14 protein-coding genes are annotated in these 17,928 nt (G+C 69.3%); 9 read left to right on the forward strand and 5 right to left on the reverse strand.

The features are described 5' to 3' along the window. Positions 1 to 54: 54 nt before the first annotated feature. From GRS48_RS11695 to GRS48_RS11705, 3 genes are all read right to left on the reverse strand, one after another. Positions 55 to 3,141 carry a hypothetical protein gene (locus GRS48_RS11695; protein ID WP_159486687.1) on the reverse strand — a complete coding sequence of 1,029 codons (3,087 nt, stop codon included), beginning with the start codon at positions 3,139 to 3,141 and terminating at the stop codon, positions 55 to 57. Between the two features lie 445 nt (positions 3,142 to 3,586). Next, the gene (locus tag GRS48_RS11700; protein WP_159486689.1) at positions 3,587 to 4,597 is read right to left on the reverse strand and encodes a GNAT family N-acetyltransferase; all 1,011 of its coding nucleotides are present in this window, start codon (positions 4,595 to 4,597) and stop codon (positions 3,587 to 3,589) included. Further along, positions 4,594 to 6,234: an alkaline phosphatase family protein gene (locus tag GRS48_RS11705; RefSeq protein ID WP_159486691.1), complete on the reverse strand. Its 1,641-nt coding sequence runs from the start codon at positions 6,232 to 6,234 to the stop codon at positions 4,594 to 4,596. Before GRS48_RS11705 ends, GRS48_RS11700 begins: the two co-directional genes overlap by 4 nt. A gap of 160 nt (positions 6,235 to 6,394) precedes the next feature. Between GRS48_RS11705 and GRS48_RS11710 the strand changes: the two genes are divergently transcribed. Continuing rightward, positions 6,395 to 7,492: a GNAT family N-acetyltransferase gene (locus GRS48_RS11710; RefSeq protein WP_159486693.1), complete on the forward strand. Its 1,098-nt coding sequence runs from the start codon at positions 6,395 to 6,397 to the stop codon at positions 7,490 to 7,492. 46 nt (positions 7,493 to 7,538) lie between these two features. On the opposite strand, the gene GRS48_RS11715 is transcribed toward GRS48_RS11710, so the two are convergent. Beyond that, complete coding sequence (locus GRS48_RS11715) at positions 7,539 to 8,471, reverse strand: polysaccharide deacetylase family protein (protein WP_200840266.1); 933 nt, start codon at positions 8,469 to 8,471, stop codon at positions 7,539 to 7,541. Positions 8,472 to 8,964: 493 nt separating this feature from the next. On the opposite strand from GRS48_RS11715, the gene GRS48_RS11720 reads away from it, so the two are divergent. The 8 genes from GRS48_RS11720 (at position 8,965) to GRS48_RS11755 (ending at position 16,954) form a co-directional block, all read left to right on the forward strand. Continuing rightward, a complete protein-coding gene (locus tag GRS48_RS11720) occupies positions 8,965 to 9,558 on the forward strand; it encodes an acyltransferase (protein ID WP_159486695.1) in 594 nt (197 codons plus the stop codon). Then, positions 9,555 to 10,934 (forward strand): nucleotide sugar dehydrogenase, encoded by a 1,380-nt coding sequence (locus tag GRS48_RS11725; RefSeq protein ID WP_159486697.1) that lies wholly within the window; start codon positions 9,555 to 9,557, stop codon positions 10,932 to 10,934. The genes GRS48_RS11720 and GRS48_RS11725 overlap by 4 nt, the downstream gene beginning before the upstream one ends. Beyond that, positions 10,924 to 11,694 (forward strand): hypothetical protein, encoded by a 771-nt coding sequence (locus GRS48_RS11730; protein ID WP_159486699.1) that lies wholly within the window; start codon positions 10,924 to 10,926, stop codon positions 11,692 to 11,694. The genes GRS48_RS11725 and GRS48_RS11730 overlap by 11 nt, the downstream gene beginning before the upstream one ends. 37 nt (positions 11,695 to 11,731) lie before the next feature. Next, a complete protein-coding gene (locus GRS48_RS11735; RefSeq protein ID WP_200840267.1) occupies positions 11,732 to 12,703 on the forward strand; it encodes a polysaccharide deacetylase family protein in 972 nt (323 codons plus the stop codon). Positions 12,704 to 12,743: 40 nt separating this feature from the next. Further along, entirely contained in the window at positions 12,744 to 13,748 is a 1,005-nt protein-coding gene (locus GRS48_RS11740; protein ID WP_159486701.1) for a GNAT family N-acetyltransferase, read from the forward strand. A 3-nt stretch (positions 13,749 to 13,751) separates the two neighbouring features. Further along, entirely contained in the window at positions 13,752 to 14,693 is a 942-nt protein-coding gene (locus tag GRS48_RS15395) for a glycosyltransferase family 4 protein (RefSeq protein WP_321168423.1), read from the forward strand. Positions 14,694 to 14,872: 179 nt separating this feature from the next. Then, entirely contained in the window at positions 14,873 to 15,829 is a 957-nt protein-coding gene (locus tag GRS48_RS11750; RefSeq protein WP_159486703.1) for an NAD-dependent epimerase/dehydratase family protein, read from the forward strand. 12 nt (positions 15,830 to 15,841) lie between these two features. Continuing rightward, a complete protein-coding gene (locus GRS48_RS11755) occupies positions 15,842 to 16,954 on the forward strand; it encodes a DegT/DnrJ/EryC1/StrS family aminotransferase (RefSeq protein WP_159486705.1) in 1,113 nt (370 codons plus the stop codon). A gap of 96 nt (positions 16,955 to 17,050) precedes the next feature. Here GRS48_RS11755 and GRS48_RS11760 read toward each other — a convergent pair whose 3' ends face one another. Next, complete coding sequence (locus tag GRS48_RS11760) at positions 17,051 to 17,920, reverse strand: hypothetical protein (RefSeq protein ID WP_159486707.1); 870 nt, start codon at positions 17,918 to 17,920, stop codon at positions 17,051 to 17,053. Positions 17,921 to 17,928: the final 8 nt, after the last annotated feature.

Here is a 17,928-nt window from a genome sequence, read left to right on the forward strand (position 1 = left end):
GGGAAGGAGGAGAAGGCGGAGAAGGCGGGGAAGGAGGAGAACGGCCCGGTCGTTCTACCGGCGCCTCCTCGCGACGACGGCCATCGCGACGACGCAGACGAGCGCGACGAGCGCGGCGACCACGCCCAGCCCGTGTACCTCGTCGCTCCCGGTCTCCGTGGCCGGAGTCCCGGTATCCGTCTCCGCGTCCGCTCCCGCGTCGCTCGCGACGGTCACGTCGAGCGTGTAGTCGTTCGCCGCCACCTGGAACGTGCCGTCGGTGTCGAACCGCTGTTCGAACGCGAGGTCGACCTGCTCGCCGGGCTCCACGGTCACCGTTTCGGTGGCCACCACGTCACCCTCGACGGCGAACGCGATCTCTCGGTCGCCGGTGGCGGTCCCGTCGTTCGCGACGGTCGCCTCGATCACGGCGGTGTCGCCGGTGGCGAGGTCGCCGTTCGCGACGCCGAGGTCGACGACCTCGACGTTCGCGGACGGCTCCTCGACGTGCATCGTCCGTTCGCCGACTGCGTCCCCGATATCGGTCCCGTCGATACCGATCGTCAGGTCGCCACGCTCGGTCGGGACCACCTCGATCGACTCGGTGACCGTCTCCCCCGCGGGGGCGGTCACGTCGACCGATCCCTGTTCGTCGCCGTCGACGAGCACGGGGACCGTCGCGGTTCCCTCGTCCGCCCCGTGGTTCCGCACGGTCACGTCCACGGTGACGGGGTGGTCGACGGCCGCGGAGCCGACGTCGATCCCCACGACCGACAGCGCCGCCTCACGCGTACCGACGACGACCGGCGAGAGGTCGTCGGTCTCCGCGGTCACCCGGTGAGCGTCGTCGTCGTCGACGGTCGTCTCGATCGCTTCCCAGCCGTCGGCGGACGTGTCGAGCAGCTCCCAGTCGTCGCCGTAGCGGTACAGCGTGAACTCGCCGATGCCCATGCGCTCCGCGTACTCCCGGTCGACGTCGAATCCGTACGTAACCGACTCGACGTCGGTGTCGGTCCGCAGTTCGACCGCGGACCCGTTTGCGGGAAGCGCCCCGATCGGCGTGTCGATGTCCGGGTATCGGACCGTGGCGGTGAACTCGTCCGCGTCGTCGTCGACTTCGACGGCGACCGTCGACAGCCGAACGTCCTCGTCGGCGTCGATCTCCGCCTCGACGACGTCCCCGGAACCGACGCCGGTCGCCGTGATCCGCGCGATCCCGTCGTCGGCGGACTCGACCGTCGCGTCAACCGTCGATGTCGTCGAGACCCCGCTCGATCCGCCGCTGGACCCGCCGCCGGAGCTACTGCTCGACCCGCCGGAGCCACCACTGGATCCCCCGGCGCTCCCGCTCGACCCTGAGCTCGACCCGCCGGACCCGCTGCTCGACTCCTGGTCGCTTTCGGATTCGTCGGTGTCGTCAGCGTCGTCGGCGTCATCGGGGCCTTCGGATCCCTCTTCGTCTGCATCGTCTGCATCATCAGCATCGTCAGCATCGTCGGCGTCATCGGCGTCATCAGTGTCATCAGACTCCTCGGAGCCCTCCGAGTCGTCGGAGTCGTCGGCATCACCGTTGTCGGTGTCGTCCGCGTCGTCGGACCCGTCCGTATCATCGGCGTTCTCGGACTCATCGGAGTCATCAGCGTCGTCGGAACCGTCCGCGTCATCAGCATCATCAGCATCGTCTGCGTCGTCTGCGTCATCAGCATCGCCTGCGTCATCGGAGTCGTCAGCGTCGTCGGACTCGTCTGTGTCTTCGGCGTCATCGGAGTCCTCGGACTCATCAGAATCACCCGAATCGTCTGCGTCATCGTCGCTTGCGTCCTCGGATTCATCTGCGTCGTCTGCGTCGTCAGCGTCGTCTGTATCGTCGGCATCATCAGCGTCGTCTGTATCGTCGGCATCGTCAGCGCCATCAGACTCATCGGCGTCGTCTGAGCTGTCGGAGTCGTCGGACTCATCGGCGTCGTCGGATCCATCCGTATCATCGGCGTCCTCGGATTCATCCGCATCGTCTGCGTCGTCAGTGTCGTCTGTATCGTCGGCATCGTCTGCGTCATCAGCGTCGTCGGCGTCATCGGATCCCTCCGAATCGTCGGAATCGTCGGCATCACCGCCGTCGTCGTCAGCATCGTCGGACCCACCCGTGTCATCGGCGTCCTCGGAATCATCGGAGTCATCGGAATCATCGGCGTCGTCTGCATCGTCGGCATCGTCAGCGTCGTCGGACTCGTCTGCGTCATCGGAATCATCGGCGTCGTCTGCATCGTCAGCGTCGTCGGACTCGTCTGCGTCATCGGAGTCGTCTGCGTCATCGGAGTCGTCAGCGTCGTCGGACTCGTCTGTGTCTTCGGCGTCCTCGGAGTCCTCGGACTCATCAGCATCGTCAGCGTCGTCGGGCTCCTCGTCGTCTGAGCCGTCGGAGTCATCGGGCTCCTCGGCGTCGTCTGGCGCGCAGTCGCCGCGCCGGATCGTCAGCGGATCGCTCAGGTTGGGCAGCGAGACACGGTCGAAGCTCCCGTCCTCGTTGGCGTCGATCACCTGCCAGTCCGTCACGACGCCGTCCTCGCGCGGGTCGTCGCTCTCGAACCGGGCGTCGTCGTTGAACCGCGGATCGATCGTGATCTCGGCGTCGTCCGTGATCCCGCTGAACACCGCGCCGTCGGTCCGCCCGGTCGACCACACCCAGTGCATCTCGCTCTCCGATCCGTCGTGGATGAACTCGTCCGTCTGGCCGTCGTAGTCGTCGTCCTCGACGACCCACTCGCCGTCCTCGGGCAGCCCGCTCACGTCGAACGAGGCGAACCCGCCGGGCGTCCCGTCCATCCGAGCGTCCTCGTACAGCTCGTCGTGGACGATGACGAGGCTCGTCCCGTCGGGCCCTTCGTGCAGGATCAGGACGCTCGCGTCGTCCTGCTGGTACTCCACGGTCCCGTGTGAACTGTACGTGTACGCGTGCGGCTCGGTTTCGGGCGCACGGTAGTCGTAGAACTCCGCCCCGGTTCTGTCCTCGCTGACCACCGCCTCGATCACGTAGCACTCGCCGTCCTGCTCGACGACGTACTCGTCGTGGTCGTCGCCGACGACGCCACCGGACAGCAGCGCCGCGACGACGAGCGCCCCGAGGAACGCCCCGACCCCCACCTGGATCCACCGACGGTTCATCTGCCACCCCACCTCTCGGGGCTCTCGACGGTTTCCGGAGCTACGACGCCGGTCCGTCGGTGCGTCCTGCCCCGCCGATGCGGGAGGCGTTCCGTGCTCGAACCGCTGTCCGTCCGTGGGGTACGCAAGCGTTGTGTGTTGGCGTCTGTCATGTCTGTGGCCGCGATGTCGGGCGGGTCCGTGCCGATCGCTAACGTCTCGTCTCTCCGTCCGTTCACGCTTTGTTATGGTCGGAAAAAACGACGGCACCGTCCGTAAGGTCCTCCTACAGTCCGTCCCGTTGTCGATCGACGCCGCCGCTCCGCGATCCACTACGGGCCGTGGCACCGATCGGGCGTGTCGATGATACGGCCCCGTTATCGCCCCGAAAGCTGCCCGTATCCGTCGACGGCCCATCCGGGGCCGATGGACCTCTCGACGATCGGATCGATCTCACCGCCCGACTTCAGCCCGAGACGACGTCCCGAACCCGTGAGTAGACGCTCGTCAACGCCCCCATCGCCGGCCCGCTCCGTTCGAGCCCGTAGTACGTCTCCACCTCGGGCGCGAACTTGGACTTGTACTTACACAGGCGACGGTTGTTGGCCCCGACGAGGTCGTACTGGGAGAGCCCTCGATCGATCCCTTCCGTGATGACGTGCCAGTCGACGAGGTCCTGTGCGGGGACCGGCGCGTCGAAGTCCGCGACGCTCTGCCAGCGGTAGACCGTGTCCTCGTCGAACAGGACGACGCCGCCGCCCGCGAACTCCCCGTTCGCGGTACAGACGTACGACTCCATCCGGTCCGGGATCGCTCGCGAGAGGTCGCGGACGAACCCCGGCGTGACGTCGTACGGGACGCCCTGTTCCTCGTGTCGACGCTTCGCCCTTCGCACGACTCGCTCCATCCCCGGACGGCCCTCCGATCGTATCTCGAACGCCTCCTCGTCCGTGTTGCGGACGTTCGACCGGAGATCGCTGCTCGCGGCGGCGAGGATCGTGTCCGGATCCCGGTCGAGGTCGACGTGGTACGTGTACCGCGGCGTGGCCGTGAACCCGTTCCAGAGGAACGGACGCGGGTCGCCGTACCCCGGAGCCGTGCGGACGTTGACGTAGCGTGCGCCGATCTCCTCGTCGACGTGCGACACCGCCTCGCCAACGAACCGACGGTGTCTCCGCTCCCGCGTGCGGCGTTTCATGTTCGGATCGGAGAGCAGCACGGGCCCCAGGTAGGTGATCTTCCGGTTCGGCGGCGGCGAGAAGGCGAGCGTCACGGGCCCCTTCGTCATCGAGAACACCGGGAGCAGTCCGACCGGCTCCTGCCCTTTATACCCGACCAACGGGTGGAGCTCCGTCCCGGTGTGGTCGGCGAACACCGACAACGCGCCGTGCCGGTGGAACGGTGTCGCGTCGGTCGCTCGGTCGACGAGTCCGTCCCACGACGACGGGTCGGTCTCGACGGCGATATCGATGCTCATTCGAGGTACCCCAGGTCCGCCAGCCGGTCCTCTATCGCGGCGTCGTCCGTCGACGTCGTCGCCCCTTGATACTCCGGATACGCGTCCGGTGGTCCGGCGTCGAAGGGAGCGAGTACCTCCCCGTCCATCCGGTCCGACGGGGGGAGGCCGAACGAGGCGAGGACCGTCGGCGCGACGTCGAGCAAGTGCGCGTCGTCGAACTCGCCCGCGTCGATCCCGTCGCCGGCGATCGCGAGCGTCCCGTGGAGCTTGTGGTTCCACGGCTCCCGCGGCGATCCGAACGTCTCCTCCCGCACCGACGCCGTGAGGTACTGGTCGAACGTCGTCGGCACGACCACGATGTCCGGCGCTTCGTCGACGTACGGTCCCTCGAAGACCTCCTCGCGTCGAACGACGTTCTCGAACGCGGGCGTCCCATCGGGGGTTCGAAGCGACGTCAAGAGGTCGATCAGCTCCGACCGGACGGCCTCGTACTCGTCCGGATCGACGATCCCGTCCGGCTCGCGACCGGCGAGGTTGATACGCACCCCCAATTCGATCCGATCGCGCATGTACGCGGTCGACCCCGCGAAGTCGACGTGTTCGCTCGCCGCCTTCACCATCCCGCTCGGCACGACCTTGAGGACGACGCCGTCCAGGCGGAGCCGCCGAAGCGCCGTCCCGATCCGCTGGCTCGTGAGCCCCACGGCCGCCATCGACGAGAGGACCCGTTCCGCCGCCGACGGACCGCCACCCCCGCTAGCGTCGGCGTCACCGTCCGAGGGGTCCGCTCGGATCTCCCGTTTCGAGAGCTCCGACCACGAGGGGAGCTCCGTCTCGGTCGACGTCTCGACGTAGCCGCGGTCCCGCAGGAGGCTGTTCGGCCGGACCTCGTACCCGTCGTACGGACCGATCCCGTGGTCGCTGACGAGCACGACCGTCTCGGGGTCGACCGCCTCGATCGTCTCCTCGATCTCGGCGTCGATGGCGGCGTACACCCGCTCGGTCGCGTCCGCGTCCTCCGGGAACTCGTGAAAGACGGTGTCGGACTGTTGGAACTGAATGAACCCGAAGTCGGGGTCCTCACGCTCGATCAGGAAGCGGAACGCGTCGCCACGCTGGGCGGTCACGGTCTCGTAGCCGTTCACGCGCTCGTCCCGCGTGGCCCCCTCGCTCAGCTGTCGGTTGTACAGGCGGTACTCGCCGATCTCCTCTCGAACCGTATCGAGAAGTCCCTCCGGGTGACAGTCGGGATCGGACGGGGCCGTGTATCCGGGTATCAACGCCCCGTCGAACGTCGCTGGCGGGTGTGTCACCGGCACGTTCACCACGACGCTGCGGAGCCCCTGCTCGGAGAGCAGCTCCCAGAGGGCGTGTTCCCTGACGTCGGTGGCGTTGACGACGTCCCAGTCGTACCCCGTGAACCGGAGGAACCCGTACACGCCGTGCTTTCCGGGGTTCACGCCGGTGTATATCGACGGCCACGCGCTCGGTGTCCACGGCGGGAGCTGTGACTCCAGCGGCCCGCTCGTTCCCTCCGCGATCAGCGACCGCATGGTCGGCGCGGTCCCGGGCGGGAGCCGCGAGAGTACCCCCTCACACAGCGCGTCGACGCCGAACACGAGGGTCCGACCGTCGGGACGGTTGGATTCGGTCATACAGCGAAGCCACCGACGATCCGACCTTAGTTATGCTCCGGATAGCTCCCCCCTCGCCCCGATCCGGGCGTCGACGACGCTCCCGCCGTCATCGGAACCAACGGCGTCGTCCGGCGGTACCCGACCCATAACAAAGCCGGCCCGCTCGGCGCGAAACGGTATGAGCGACGACGAGACGGAGTACACGATCCGGATGTACGAGCCGGGGGACCGTGAGGAGTTCTTGGACCTGTTCGAGACCGTGTTCGGCGGCGGCAGCGAGGAGTGGTTCCGGTGGAAGTACCCCGGGAACCCGTACGTCTCACACGTCCCGATGTTCGTCGCGGAGCACGACGGGGAGCTCGTCGGCGCGCGCCCCTACATGGCGTTCCGGCTCCGGATCGGCGGGGAGACGCCCCTCGGGCTCCAGACCGGGGACACGATGGTCCACCCCGACCATCAGCGCCGGGGCCTGTTCACGCGGATGACTCAACGGTCGTTCGACTACTACGGCGACCTCGACGACCGCGTGCTCACGTTCAGCGTCCCGAACGCGCTGTCGCGCCCAGGGTACCGAAAGCTCGGCTGCCACGAGGTCGGCCCGCTCCCGGCGCACTACCGCCCGGCGAACCCCGGGGCGCTCGCCGGCGGCAAGATCGGTTTGGTCGGCCGCGCGGCCGCCCCAGTCGTCCGACGCCTGCTGGACCGCCGGAGCGCCCGGGCACCGACGCCCGCGGACGTCGACGTGACTCGCCACGACTCGGTGCCCGAACGGGCGCTCGTCGACCTCTACGAGCGCACGATCCCGCGGGAGATCCACGCGCTTCGCGACGAGCGGTTCTACGGGTGGCGGTTCGACCGACCCGACTGGGAGTATCGGACGTACGTCGCCCACCAGGGGGAGGAGCCGGTCGCGGGGGCCGTCGTCGGACGCCAGCAGCGGGGCGGGGCGGACACCGTCGCGATCGCCGACGTCGTTCCGATGGTCGCCGACGACGCGCGGGACCGGGGACTCCGGGGGATCCTCGCCCGCGTCGTCGAGGATCACGCCGACGCGGACGCGATCGTGGCGAGCCGCTCCGTGATCCCCGCCGAACTGCTCTCCGAACACGGGTTCTTCGCCGACGACGCGCCGCCGCTGTCCGCGACGGCGACCCCGACGGTTCTCATCTCCCGCGTCTTCGACGGGACGGACGACCCGCCGTGGACGATCGCCGGACGCGACCTCCGGTCGCTCGAGGACTGGCGGCTGGCGCTCGCCGAACAGAACACGTTCTGAAGCCGGTCGTTCTCGTTGTCCGTCCGCCCGGTCCACGTGTCCGGCGTCACTGCGGGTCCGACGCCGGTACGGTCGGCGTCGTGAGTCGCTTTGCGACGTCCTGCATGGTCTCGATCCGGACGTCGCCGTCGTCCCGTCGCCGGGCGACCGCCTCGAGCACGCGCCGGAGCCGGACGATCTCGGCGTCCCCGACGAGGTTGTTCGGATGTAACCAGAGGTGGAACACGCCGTCCACGTCCGCGAGGGCGTCGAGGCCCCGCTCGACCGCACGGACGATCGGGTCGTCCCAGACGCGCTCGGCGAGGCGACGGGCGGGGCCCTCGAAGCCGTACAGGTACAGCGACGCCGGGACGTCGACCAAGCCGTACTCGTCGACTGACGGCGTCACGATCGGGGGCGTGTCAACGGTCGCACGGGTGATCTTGTGCAGACGGCCGCCGAGTGCGCCGTCGACCGTCGGGGCGGTCCCGCGGTAGCAGTCGAAACCCCACTCCGCGAGCACGTCTCGGTGTCCCACGCTGTTGCGCGGGAACACCACGGACCGCATCGGCGTGTCGACGTCGAGCGCCGCCGCCGCCCGGAGCGACGCCACGAGCTCCGCGCGGGCGACCTGATCGCTCGCGTGTCCGAACTCGACGTGTGAGAACGTGTGGCAGCCGATCTCGTGGTCGACGTCGGCGTTCGCGACCGCCTCGATCAACGACGGTCCGAATCGGAGATCCGGCCGCCCACGCCAGCGGTTCCGCTCGTGTTCGAACCAATCGCCGGCGAGCGGGTGGTCCGCGTGGTGGCCGTCGCAGTCGGCGAGGAACAGGTGTCCGACGACGGCCCACGTGGCGGGGATCTCGTACTCGTCGAGCGCGTCGACGAGCAGCCGCCAGCCGTCACGCCCCGCCTCGACCCGATCGGGGGGCGGGTCGTCGAGGTCGTGGTGCCCCCATCCGAGCTCGGCGTCGATGGAGAGTACGACCGATCCCACCGCTCACCGCCCCCGGTGGTGTCGTTCGTGCGTCGACAGTGTCATACCGGTCGACAGCCGTGTTTCGCCCTTAGTTATACGGTCGTAACCGTCGACGTAGCCGACCGTACCCGGCTGTAACTGCGGGCTGACCGCGCCCGACGGCCTCCCGAGCCGTGCCGCCGACTCGGCTGTCCACGTCGCTTCGGCGTCCTGTCCACGTCGCTTCGGCGTCCTGTCCACGTCGCTTCGGCGTCCTGTCCACGTCGCTTCCGCGTCACCTCCGTGGTGCATCCACGCTCGCCGTCGAGTCCTCGACCCGCTTTACCCGCCAGTCGCACCGCCCGTCCGGTTCACCCGAGAATGGGTCGCATAACAAAGCGGTCCGGACGGTGCTTCTCCGATCGAACCCGCCCGCACGGGACGGGACCTACACCATGTTACCGACGACCTCCGCGACCGCAGATCACGCTCCGGCGAACCGGACCGAACCGACGCGCCCGACGAGGCGTCCATGAGCGAGACGACGACGCTCGACCGATCCGTCCGGATCGGGGAGAACTCCCGGATCGACGACGACGTGACGTTCGAACCCGGGGACGAAGGCATACGGATCGGGTCCGACGCGCGGATCCGCTCCGGCTCGATCCTGTATTCCGACGTCGTCGTCGGCGACGGCCTGACCACCGGTCACGACGCGGTCCTCCGCGAGGGGACCCGGATCGGCGACGAGACGCTCGTCGGGACGAAAAGCGTCATCGACGGACACACCACGATCGGGAACCGCGTCAGCCTCCAGACCGGCGTCTACGTCCCGAGCGAGACGACGATCGGCGACGGGGCGTTCCTCGGCCCGAACGTCGTGTTGACGAACGACCCCTACCCGGTCAGGACCGCCGTCGAGCTGGAGGGGCCGACGATCGAGGCCGACGCCTCGATCGGCGCGAACGCCACGGTGCTCCCGGGCGTCACCGTCGGCGAGGGGGCGTTCGTCGCCGCCGGCGCGGTCGTCACCGAGGACGTCCCCGCGCGGACGCTCGCGCTCGGCGCGCCCGCCAGACACCGACCGCTTCCCGACAGGCTCACCGGGGGGAACGACCTGCCATGACCGGACCCTACGGTGCCGAAACGGACCGCGAGTCGCTTCGGGCCGCGATCCGGAACGGCGAGGTCCCCGTGGCCGTCTACGGGCTCGGGAAGATGGGGCTCCCGCTGGCGGCCGTGTTCGCGGACGTGACCGGCAACGTGATCGGCGCGGACATCGACGAGTCCGTCGTCGAGTCGATCGGCCGCGGGGAGTGTCACGTCGGCGGCGAGCCCGGCCTCCCGGAGCTCGTCGCCCAGACGGTCGCGGACGGGTCGCTGGAGACGGTCGCCGACCCGACGGTCGCCGCCGACCGGGCCGCCGTCCACGTCGTCATCGTCCCGACCCTTCTGACGGCCGGCCGGCGGCCGGACCTGAGCGCGGTCGAGGCCGTGATCGACGACGTGGCGACCGGGCTCGACCCGGGCGACCTGGTCTGTATCGAGTCGACGGTGCCGCCCCGGACGTGCGTCGACGAGGTCGTTCCGCGGCTCGCCGAGCGAAGCGCGGTCGACGAGGGCTCCTTCGGCGTCGCGTTCTGTCCGGAGCGGACCGCGAGCGGGCGCGCGCTCAGGGACATCCGTGAGGCGTACCCGAAGGTCGTGGGCGGGGTGGACGCCGACAGCACCCGGGCCGCCGCCGCGCTGTACGACGAGGTGACGCGAAACGAGGTGATCGAGGTGTCGGACGCGACGACCGCGGAGGCGATGAAGGTGTTCAGCGGCGTCTACCGCGACGTCAACATCGCCCTGGCGAACGAGTTCGCGCGATACGCCGACGACCTCGGGATCGACGTTCGCGAGGCGATCGACGCCGCCAACAGCCAACCGCTCGCGAACGTCCTCTCGCCCGGCCCGGGGGTGGGCGGCCACTGTATCCCGGTGTACCCGCACTTCCTGATCGACCACTTCGAGACCTCCAGCCCGCTGATACGGATCGCGCGCGCGGTCAACGACGGGATGCCGTCGTTCACCGTCGAACGGGTCCGCGACGCGCTGTACGACGCCGGCGTTCCGGTCGAAGAAGCGACGGTACTCGTTCTCGGGGCGACGTACCGGCCGGGGGTCAAGGAGCTGCGGAACAGCCCGTCCGACCGGATCGCCGAGCTGTTCTCGCGGTACGGGGCGTCGGTGTACTGGTCCGATCCGCTGATCGACGACCCCGACGCGATCCCGGGCGAGCGCCTGCCGCTCGCCGACGTCGCCGACGCGGATCCGGACGCCATCGTCGTCGCCACGCCACACGAGCCGTTCGTCGAGCTGGACTGGTCGGCGATCCCGCCGACGATCGTCGTCGACTGTCACGACGCGTTGGACCTCGCGGACACCCATCACGTCGAGTACACGATCGGGAGCCCGATCGGTGGCCCAGCCGGAAGGAGACGGATCGATGCCGCGTGACTTCACTCAGGGCGCGTACGCGGCCCTGCTCGACGCGGCGCTCGACGAGGGGTACGAGTTCCTCACCGTCAGGGACTACCTCCGGCGGACCGACCTCCCCGATCGGTTCCTCATCGTCCGGCACGACGTCGACCGGAAGCCGGGGAACGCGCTCTCGCTGGCCCGGATCGAGACGCTCCGGGGCGTCGAGACGACCTACTACGTTCGGACGGTCGACAGCGCGTGGGACCCGGCGATCGTCCGCCGGCTCGCCGAGCTGGGCCACGAGGTCGGCTACCACTACGAGGACCTCGATCGCGCGGACGGGGACCCGCGCGGCGCGCGCGAGTCGTTCGCTTCGAACCTCGCTCGCGTCCGGCGGCTCGTCGACGTCGACACCGTCTGTATGCACGGGAATCCCCTGACGTCACACGACAACCGCGACCTGTGGAACACCGCCGACCTCGACGCGTTCGGGCTGCTCGGCGAGGCGTACCTCTCGATGGACTTCACCGACGTGACGTACTTCTCGGACACCGGGCGTACGTGGGAGGACGGCGTCCTGAAGGTGAAAGACCACACGATGGGTGAGGGGGAAAAGCGGGTCTCGGCGACGTCGACGTGGGACCTGATCGGGCTGCTCCGCGGCGGCGAGGTCGATCGAGCGTGCCTCCTCGTCCACCCGGAACGCTGGACGGGGTCGTACCCCGAGTACCTCTCTCAGCGGACGAAGGACCTGGCGGTGAACGTCGCCAAGCACGGGATCCAGGCCGTCAGATGACCCGCCCTCTCACCGACGCCGAGCGGGGTGATCCCCGATGAGCGACCCGTTCGGGCCGGAGGTCGCGGACGCGGAGACCCGCCGTCGCGAGCAGATCCCGGGCGACGGCTCGTTCGCGCTCTGTCTCACGCACGACGTCGATCGGCCGTACAAGACGTATCAGTCCCTGTACTACGCCGTGACGGAGCGGGACCCGTCACACCTCAAGTCGCTCGCCCCCGGCCACAACCCGTACTGGTCGTTCGACCGGATCATGCGGCTGGAGGCGGATCTCGGGGTCCGGTCGGCGTTCTACTTCCTCGACGAACAGCACCTGTTCACGGACCGCCCGCGCCGCGAGATCGCGAGCCCGAGGGCGTGGTCGCTGTACACGGGGCGGTACGACGTCACCGACCCGCGTATCATCCGGGTGATCCGCGAGTTGGACGCCGGCGGGTGGGAGGTCGGCCTGCACGGCTCGTACCGGTCGTACCGGAGCCGTGACCGGCTCCGCGAGGAGAAGCGGACGCTCGAGTCGGTGCTCGGGCACGACGTCGCCGGGGTTCGGCAGCACCACCTCAACCTCTCGGTCCCGGAGACGTGGCGACACCACGCCGCGTTGGGGCTCTCGTACGACGCGAGCCCGGGCTCGTCCAGCCGCGTCGGGTTCGATCACGGCTACGGCGTTCGCCGCCCGTTCGACGACGCGTTCGCCGTCTTCCCGCTGACGGCGATGGAGCTCGCGCTCCCGATCGAGTCCGACCCGGACCGGGCGTGGGAGGTCTGCGATCGGCTGCTCAGGGAGGCCCGCGAGGAGGCGGCGGTGATGACCGTGCTCTGGCACCCGCGGTTCTTCTGTGCCGACACCCCCAACCACGAACCGATCTATCGACGGCTGATCGAGCGGGCCCAAGCGCTCGGTGCGTGGGTCGGCCCGCCGGGCGAGCTGTACGCCTCGCTCGATCACCCCGGCTCGCCGAACGAGGTCGCCGCCGACGGCGGGACGACACCCGGCGACCCCGGACGGTAAGCTCGGGTTTACAAAGCCGGTGTGTGCATACGTCCGACCGATGAGATTGGAACGGCTGTCGCTCGCGGAGTGGGAGAACGCCCTTCCGGAGACGGGGATCGAGGTGTTTCACGATCCGGACGCGCTGTCCGTCCTCGACGACCACGCGTCGGGGGACCTCGTCCTCCTCGGTGGGTTCAAAGGTGACCGCGCGACCGCGTTGCTCCCGCTTTTCGTCCGTGACATGGCGCTCGGCCGGGTAGTCACGTCCCCGCCGCCCGGCTTCGGCGTTCCGGGGCTCGGTCCGGTGTTGATGCCCGCGAGCCCGAAACGACGCAAACAGGAACAGGTCAACCGAACGTTCACCGAGAAGGTCGTCGACGAGCTCGACCTGGACGGGGCGCGTACCCTGTTCAAGATGACGTGCCAGCCCGGGTTCACCGACCCGCGCCCGTTCGTCTGGGACGGGTTCGACCTCGGGACCCGGTTCACCTATCGGATCGACCTGTCGACGACCACCCCGGACGAACAGCTGTCGGCCGCGAGCAAGAGCCTCCGCCGAGAGATCGGCGACGCCGAGGAGCTCGACGTCGACGTGACCCGCGGGGGGCTTCCGGCCGCGAAGCTCGTCTTCGAGGAGGCGCGGGCCCGATACGAACAACAGGGCGAGTCGTTCCCGATGACGTGGGCGTACGTCAGGGACCTCTTCACTGCGCTCGGCGACGACGCCCGAACGTACGCCGTCCGCTCGCCGGAGGGGGAGTTCCTCACCGGGGTGACCGCGCTGTACTCGCCGGACGCCGCGTACTTCTGGCAGGGGGGCGCGCGCACCGTCCACGAGGGGGTCGCGGTCAACAGCAACCTTCACTGGGAGATCCTCCGGGACGTCGTCACGGACCCGCCGACGGAAACCGTCACGGCCTACGACCTGTACGGTGCCAACACCGAGCGGCTCTGTCGCTACAAGAGCAAGTTCGGCGCGGAACTCGTCCCCTATCACGTGATCGATACGGGCGGGCTCCGAATGCGCCTCGCCGAACGGGCCTACAACGCGATGAGGGGATGACGCGTGCGGGTACTCAGCCTCGTCACCAACGACCGGGCCCGGTTCTATCGGCAACAGACCGCCGGCCTCCGGGACCGTGGCCACGTCGTCGACACCCTCGCCGTCCCGGGGTCCCGGGACGAGTCGGGCGACTCGGTCGACCACCGTCCGATGTCGGCGTACCTCAAGTACTACCCGCGGGCGGTCCGGGAGGCGTTCCGCGGGTACGACCTCGTCCACGCCAACTACGGGCTCACCGCCCCGCCGGCCGTCGTCCAACCCTCGTGTCCGGTCGTGCTCTCGCTGTGGGGCAGCGACCTCATGGGCGAGTACGGCTGGCTCTCGCGGGCGTGTTCCCGAGCCGCCGAGGAGGTGGTCGTCATGTCCGAGGAGATGGCCGGCTACCTCGACGGCGACTGTCACGTCGTTCCCCACGGGATCGACCTCCGTCGGTTCCGTCCGCTCCCCGCGGACGCGGCCCGCCGCGAGCTCGGCTGGCGCGACGACGCCGCCCACGTCCTGTTCCCGTATCCGTCATCCCGTGGCGTGAAGGACTTCCCACGCGCTCGGGGGATCGTCGACGACGTCGCCGCGGCCGACGAACTCGACCGGCCGGTGGAGATCCACACGGTGTCGGGCGTTCCCCACGACCGGATGCCCTGGTACATGAACGCGGCCGACGCGCTGTTGTTGACCTCGAAGCGGGAGGGATCGCCGAACTCGGTGAAGGAGGCGTTGGCCTGTGACCTCCCGGTGGTGTCGACCGACGTCGGCGACGTCCGGTCGCGGCTCCGCGGCGTGACGCCCTCGGCCGTCAGCGACGACGACGCCGAGCTGGTCGCGGCGTTGACTCGGATCCTGCACGCCGGCGAGCGGTCCGACGGGCGCGAATCGATCGCTCACCTCGGCCTCGAACACCAACTCACGCGGATCGAGCGGATCTATCGGTCGGCGCTCGACGCCTGAGGATCCCGGTCGACGATCGATGCCTGAGGATTCGGTCGGCGATCGATGCCTGATGGTACGGGCCATCGATCGAGGCGTGAAGCGTTCCCACCGTCTCGGAACGCTTCTTTTTCGCCCAACGACGCCCGCTGCTTCCGTAATCCGTCCATTACAAAACCCGCCTAGTCTCTCCGGACGGTATGGACGAGGTTACACCGCCGGCCGCGCCGTTCTCCGATCGTCGTGTCCTGGTAACGGGCGGGGCCGGGTTCATCGGTCACCACCTCGTCTCCGCGCTCGTGCCGGACAACGACGTTCGGGTCCTCGATAACTGCTCGACCGGGGACCCGGACACGGTCCCGCCGGAGGCGACGCTCGTTCGCGGGGACGTCACCGACGCCGAGGCCGTTCGCCGCGCGATGGACGGCGTCGACGTGGTGTTCCACCAGGCCGCCGTCGTCAGCGTGCAACGCGCGGCCGAGCAGCCCCACCACGCCCATCGAGTCAACGTCGACGGTACGCTGACGGTGCTCGAGGCCGCTCGCGACGAGGACGCACGCGCGGTCGTCGCGTCGAGCGCGGCCGTCTACGGCTCGCCGGACACGGTCCCCGTCGCCGAGGACGACCGGCTCATGCCCCGATCGACGTACGGCGTCGACAAGCTCGCGGCCGATTCGTACGCCCGCGTGTACAGCTCCACTTACGACGTGCCGACCGTCGCGTTGCGCTACTTCAACGTGTACGGACCGGGACAGCGAGGGCCGTACAGCGGCGTCGTCGACGCCTTCCTCGGGCGCGCGGCCGCCGGCGAGCCGCTCGTGATCCATGGGGACGGCGAACAGACGCGGGATTTCGTTCACGTGTACGACGTCGTCCGCGCCAACCTCGCGGCCGCGACCACGGACCACACCGGCCGCGCGTTCAACGTCGGCACCGGCGAGAGCGTCACGATACGCGAGCTGGCCGACGTGATCCGATCGGTCCTCGACGCCCCCGTCGACCTCCGATACGAGGAGCCGCGAACGGGCGACGTCAGACACAGCCGGGCGGCGACGGCCCGGCTGTTGGGCCTGCTCGACGTCCGTCCCCGCGTCGGGCTCGAGGCGGGCCTCGAACAGCTCGCGGCACATCGACGCCACGTGTCCCTTCAGGGGTGAATCACGTCCGACATGGACACGACACCGGTCGCGGGAACGCCACAGGTCCGTCTCCGATGGCTTCTCGACCCGTCGCCGTCGCGCCCCGCCTGGCTCGACGACGACGAGTGGATCCCGCGCGGGGAACGGCGGCTGTACAGCCGGGTAAAACACGGGCTGTACACCGTCCTCGAGTCGATGGAGCGGACCGGGACGGTGCTGCTTCCGGCGTACGTCCCCGGCGGGGTCACCTGGGCGGCGCTCGCGGCCGGCCACGACGTCCGGTACTATCCGGTTCGTGAGGACCTGTCACTCCCGGCGGACGCGGTCGCCGACCGCATCGCCGAGACGGACGCGGTCGCCGTCGTGTTCGTCCACTACTTCGGCTTCGTCGACGACGCGTTCACCGACCTCGTCGGCGCGGCGCGGGACCACGACGCGCTCGTGATCGAGGACTGCGCCCGGGGGCTCTTCGCGCGGGACCCGGACCACGGGCTGCTCGGGTCGACGGGGGACGTCGCGCTCTTCTGTCTGCACAAGACGCTGCCGACCCCGAACGGTGGGTTGACGGTCTCACGTGCCGGTACTCCGCCGGCCCCACACTACGACTTAGCGGAGTGGGACACGGTCCCGCGCGCGGCCGCCAAGGCGACCGCACACGGGCTCGGGCTCCGGATGTCGTCGTCGCCGGTGGTGAAGCGGCCGAACGACCGGCAGCCGAACGCGGTGTCGCCCGAGGGGTCACGCCCCGGGATCGGATCGGTCTCGCGCCGCGCGCTCTCGCGGTGTGACCCACGGGAGATCCGCACCGCCAGGCAGAGTCGGTATCGGGTGCTTCGAAACCTGCTTTCGGACAACGAGGCCGTCGACGTCGTCTCGCCGCCGGCGAGTGACGTGTCGGTCCCGTTCGGCGTGGCCGCGTTGGCCGAGTCGGACGAGGCCCGCCGGGCGTATCTCCACCGACTGTATCAGTGTGGACTCCCCTGTGAAGTGCTCACGTGGCCGCCGGTGTACCGGCACGAGGCCGCGATGGCCGATAAGGGGGCCGAAACCCTCCGCTCGCGGCTGTTCGTTCTGCCGACGCATCAACAGCTCGACCCGGGCGACGTCGGACGGATGGCGGCGTGCCTCCGCGATTCTCGGTGACCGTCATCCACACGGCTGATCGTCGTTTACACGTCCGGAGCGTCGCCACGTCCGGGCCATGCGCGCGGTTCCGGACCGTCGCTCCGCCCGGAACGTTTACTCCGCAGACGAGTCGTCGACGAACGCCAGGTCCGGATGTCCGGCGTACGGCTCGGGAACGCTCGCACCGCCCTCGACGTAGGCGGCGATCGCCTCCCGGGCGTCGACCCACTGGACGTGTCTCCGGAGGATCACGACCGGGAGGGTGTCGACGTCGAGGACCTTCGCCAACGCGAGCCGGTTCCGTCCGTCCGCGTAGAGGAGCTCGCCGTCGCGACCGACGTCTACGGCGACTTCGTCGTTGAGTATCCGGGCGGGAAGCGTCCCGCGGGCGCGCTCGAGCGGGTCGTCGACGTTCGACGCGGCCAGCTCGCGCTGTGTGAGGAACCCGTTGTCCCGAACCGACATCGCGAGACGGTCCAGCCGGGAGCATCGACGCTCGAACGCCGCGCGGGAGCGACAGCCCCACGGCTCCTCGCCGTCCTCGATCTCGGAGACCACGCGGTCGAAGAACGCCGTGTCCTCCCACGGTCGACCCTCCTGGAACCGCGCCTCGAACGCTCGGTAGACGTCGGCGTCCACGAAGGCGATCCGGCTACGGTCCCAGTCGCCGTCCATCACGCTTCCCGCCCGCCGGAAGCGCGGCAGGCCGGTCGGCTTCGAGACGTGCGTGATCGCGTCCGGGTCGACGCGATACACCTCGAAAGGGTCGATCGGGGCACGGTGAGCGCGGTTGTGTCGCCATCGGACCGCCCGCACGTACCGCTCCGCGTACATCCCCCGACAGGCTTGTAGCGGCCGTTCGAGGACGGGGATCGCGTTCAGGAGGGCACGACCCGCGCCGCGGACGATCGAATCGATCCGGTCGCCGACTCCGGATGCGCGTTCGGGTTCGTCGGCGTCGCGTGGGGCTCCCCGCGGAAGCACCACCGGAC

The sequence above is a fragment of the Halorubrum sp. JWXQ-INN 858 genome (assembly GCF_009806985.1).
GTDB lineage: Archaea > Halobacteriota > Halobacteria > Halobacteriales > Haloferacaceae > Halorubrum.

Bases quoted from the DNA above. Each gene is read 5' to 3' on its own strand.
- GRS48_RS11735 (WP_200840267.1), top strand. From the start codon at position 11,732: ATGAGCGACCCGTTCGGGCCGGAGGTCGCGGACGCGGAGACCCGCCGT.
- GRS48_RS11725 (WP_159486697.1), top strand. From the start codon at position 9,555: ATGACCGGACCCTACGGTGCCGAAACGGACCGCGAGTCGCTTCGGGCC.
- GRS48_RS11705 (WP_159486691.1), bottom strand. From the start codon at position 6,234: ATGACCGAATCCAACCGTCCCGACGGTCGGACCCTCGTGTTCGGCGTC.
- GRS48_RS11730 (WP_159486699.1), top strand. From the start codon at position 10,924: ATGCCGCGTGACTTCACTCAGGGCGCGTACGCGGCCCTGCTCGACGCG.
- GRS48_RS11700 (WP_159486689.1), bottom strand. From the start codon at position 4,597: ATGAGCATCGATATCGCCGTCGAGACCGACCCGTCGTCGTGGGACGGA.
- GRS48_RS11750 (WP_159486703.1), top strand. From the start codon at position 14,873: ATGGACGAGGTTACACCGCCGGCCGCGCCGTTCTCCGATCGTCGTGTC.
- GRS48_RS11695 (WP_159486687.1), bottom strand. From the start codon at position 3,141: ATGAACCGTCGGTGGATCCAGGTGGGGGTCGGGGCGTTCCTCGGGGCG.
- GRS48_RS11740 (WP_159486701.1), top strand. From the start codon at position 12,744: ATGAGATTGGAACGGCTGTCGCTCGCGGAGTGGGAGAACGCCCTTCCG.
- GRS48_RS11710 (WP_159486693.1), top strand. From the start codon at position 6,395: ATGAGCGACGACGAGACGGAGTACACGATCCGGATGTACGAGCCGGGG.
- GRS48_RS11720 (WP_159486695.1), top strand. From the start codon at position 8,965: ATGAGCGAGACGACGACGCTCGACCGATCCGTCCGGATCGGGGAGAAC.
- GRS48_RS11755 (WP_159486705.1), top strand. From the start codon at position 15,842: ATGGACACGACACCGGTCGCGGGAACGCCACAGGTCCGTCTCCGATGG.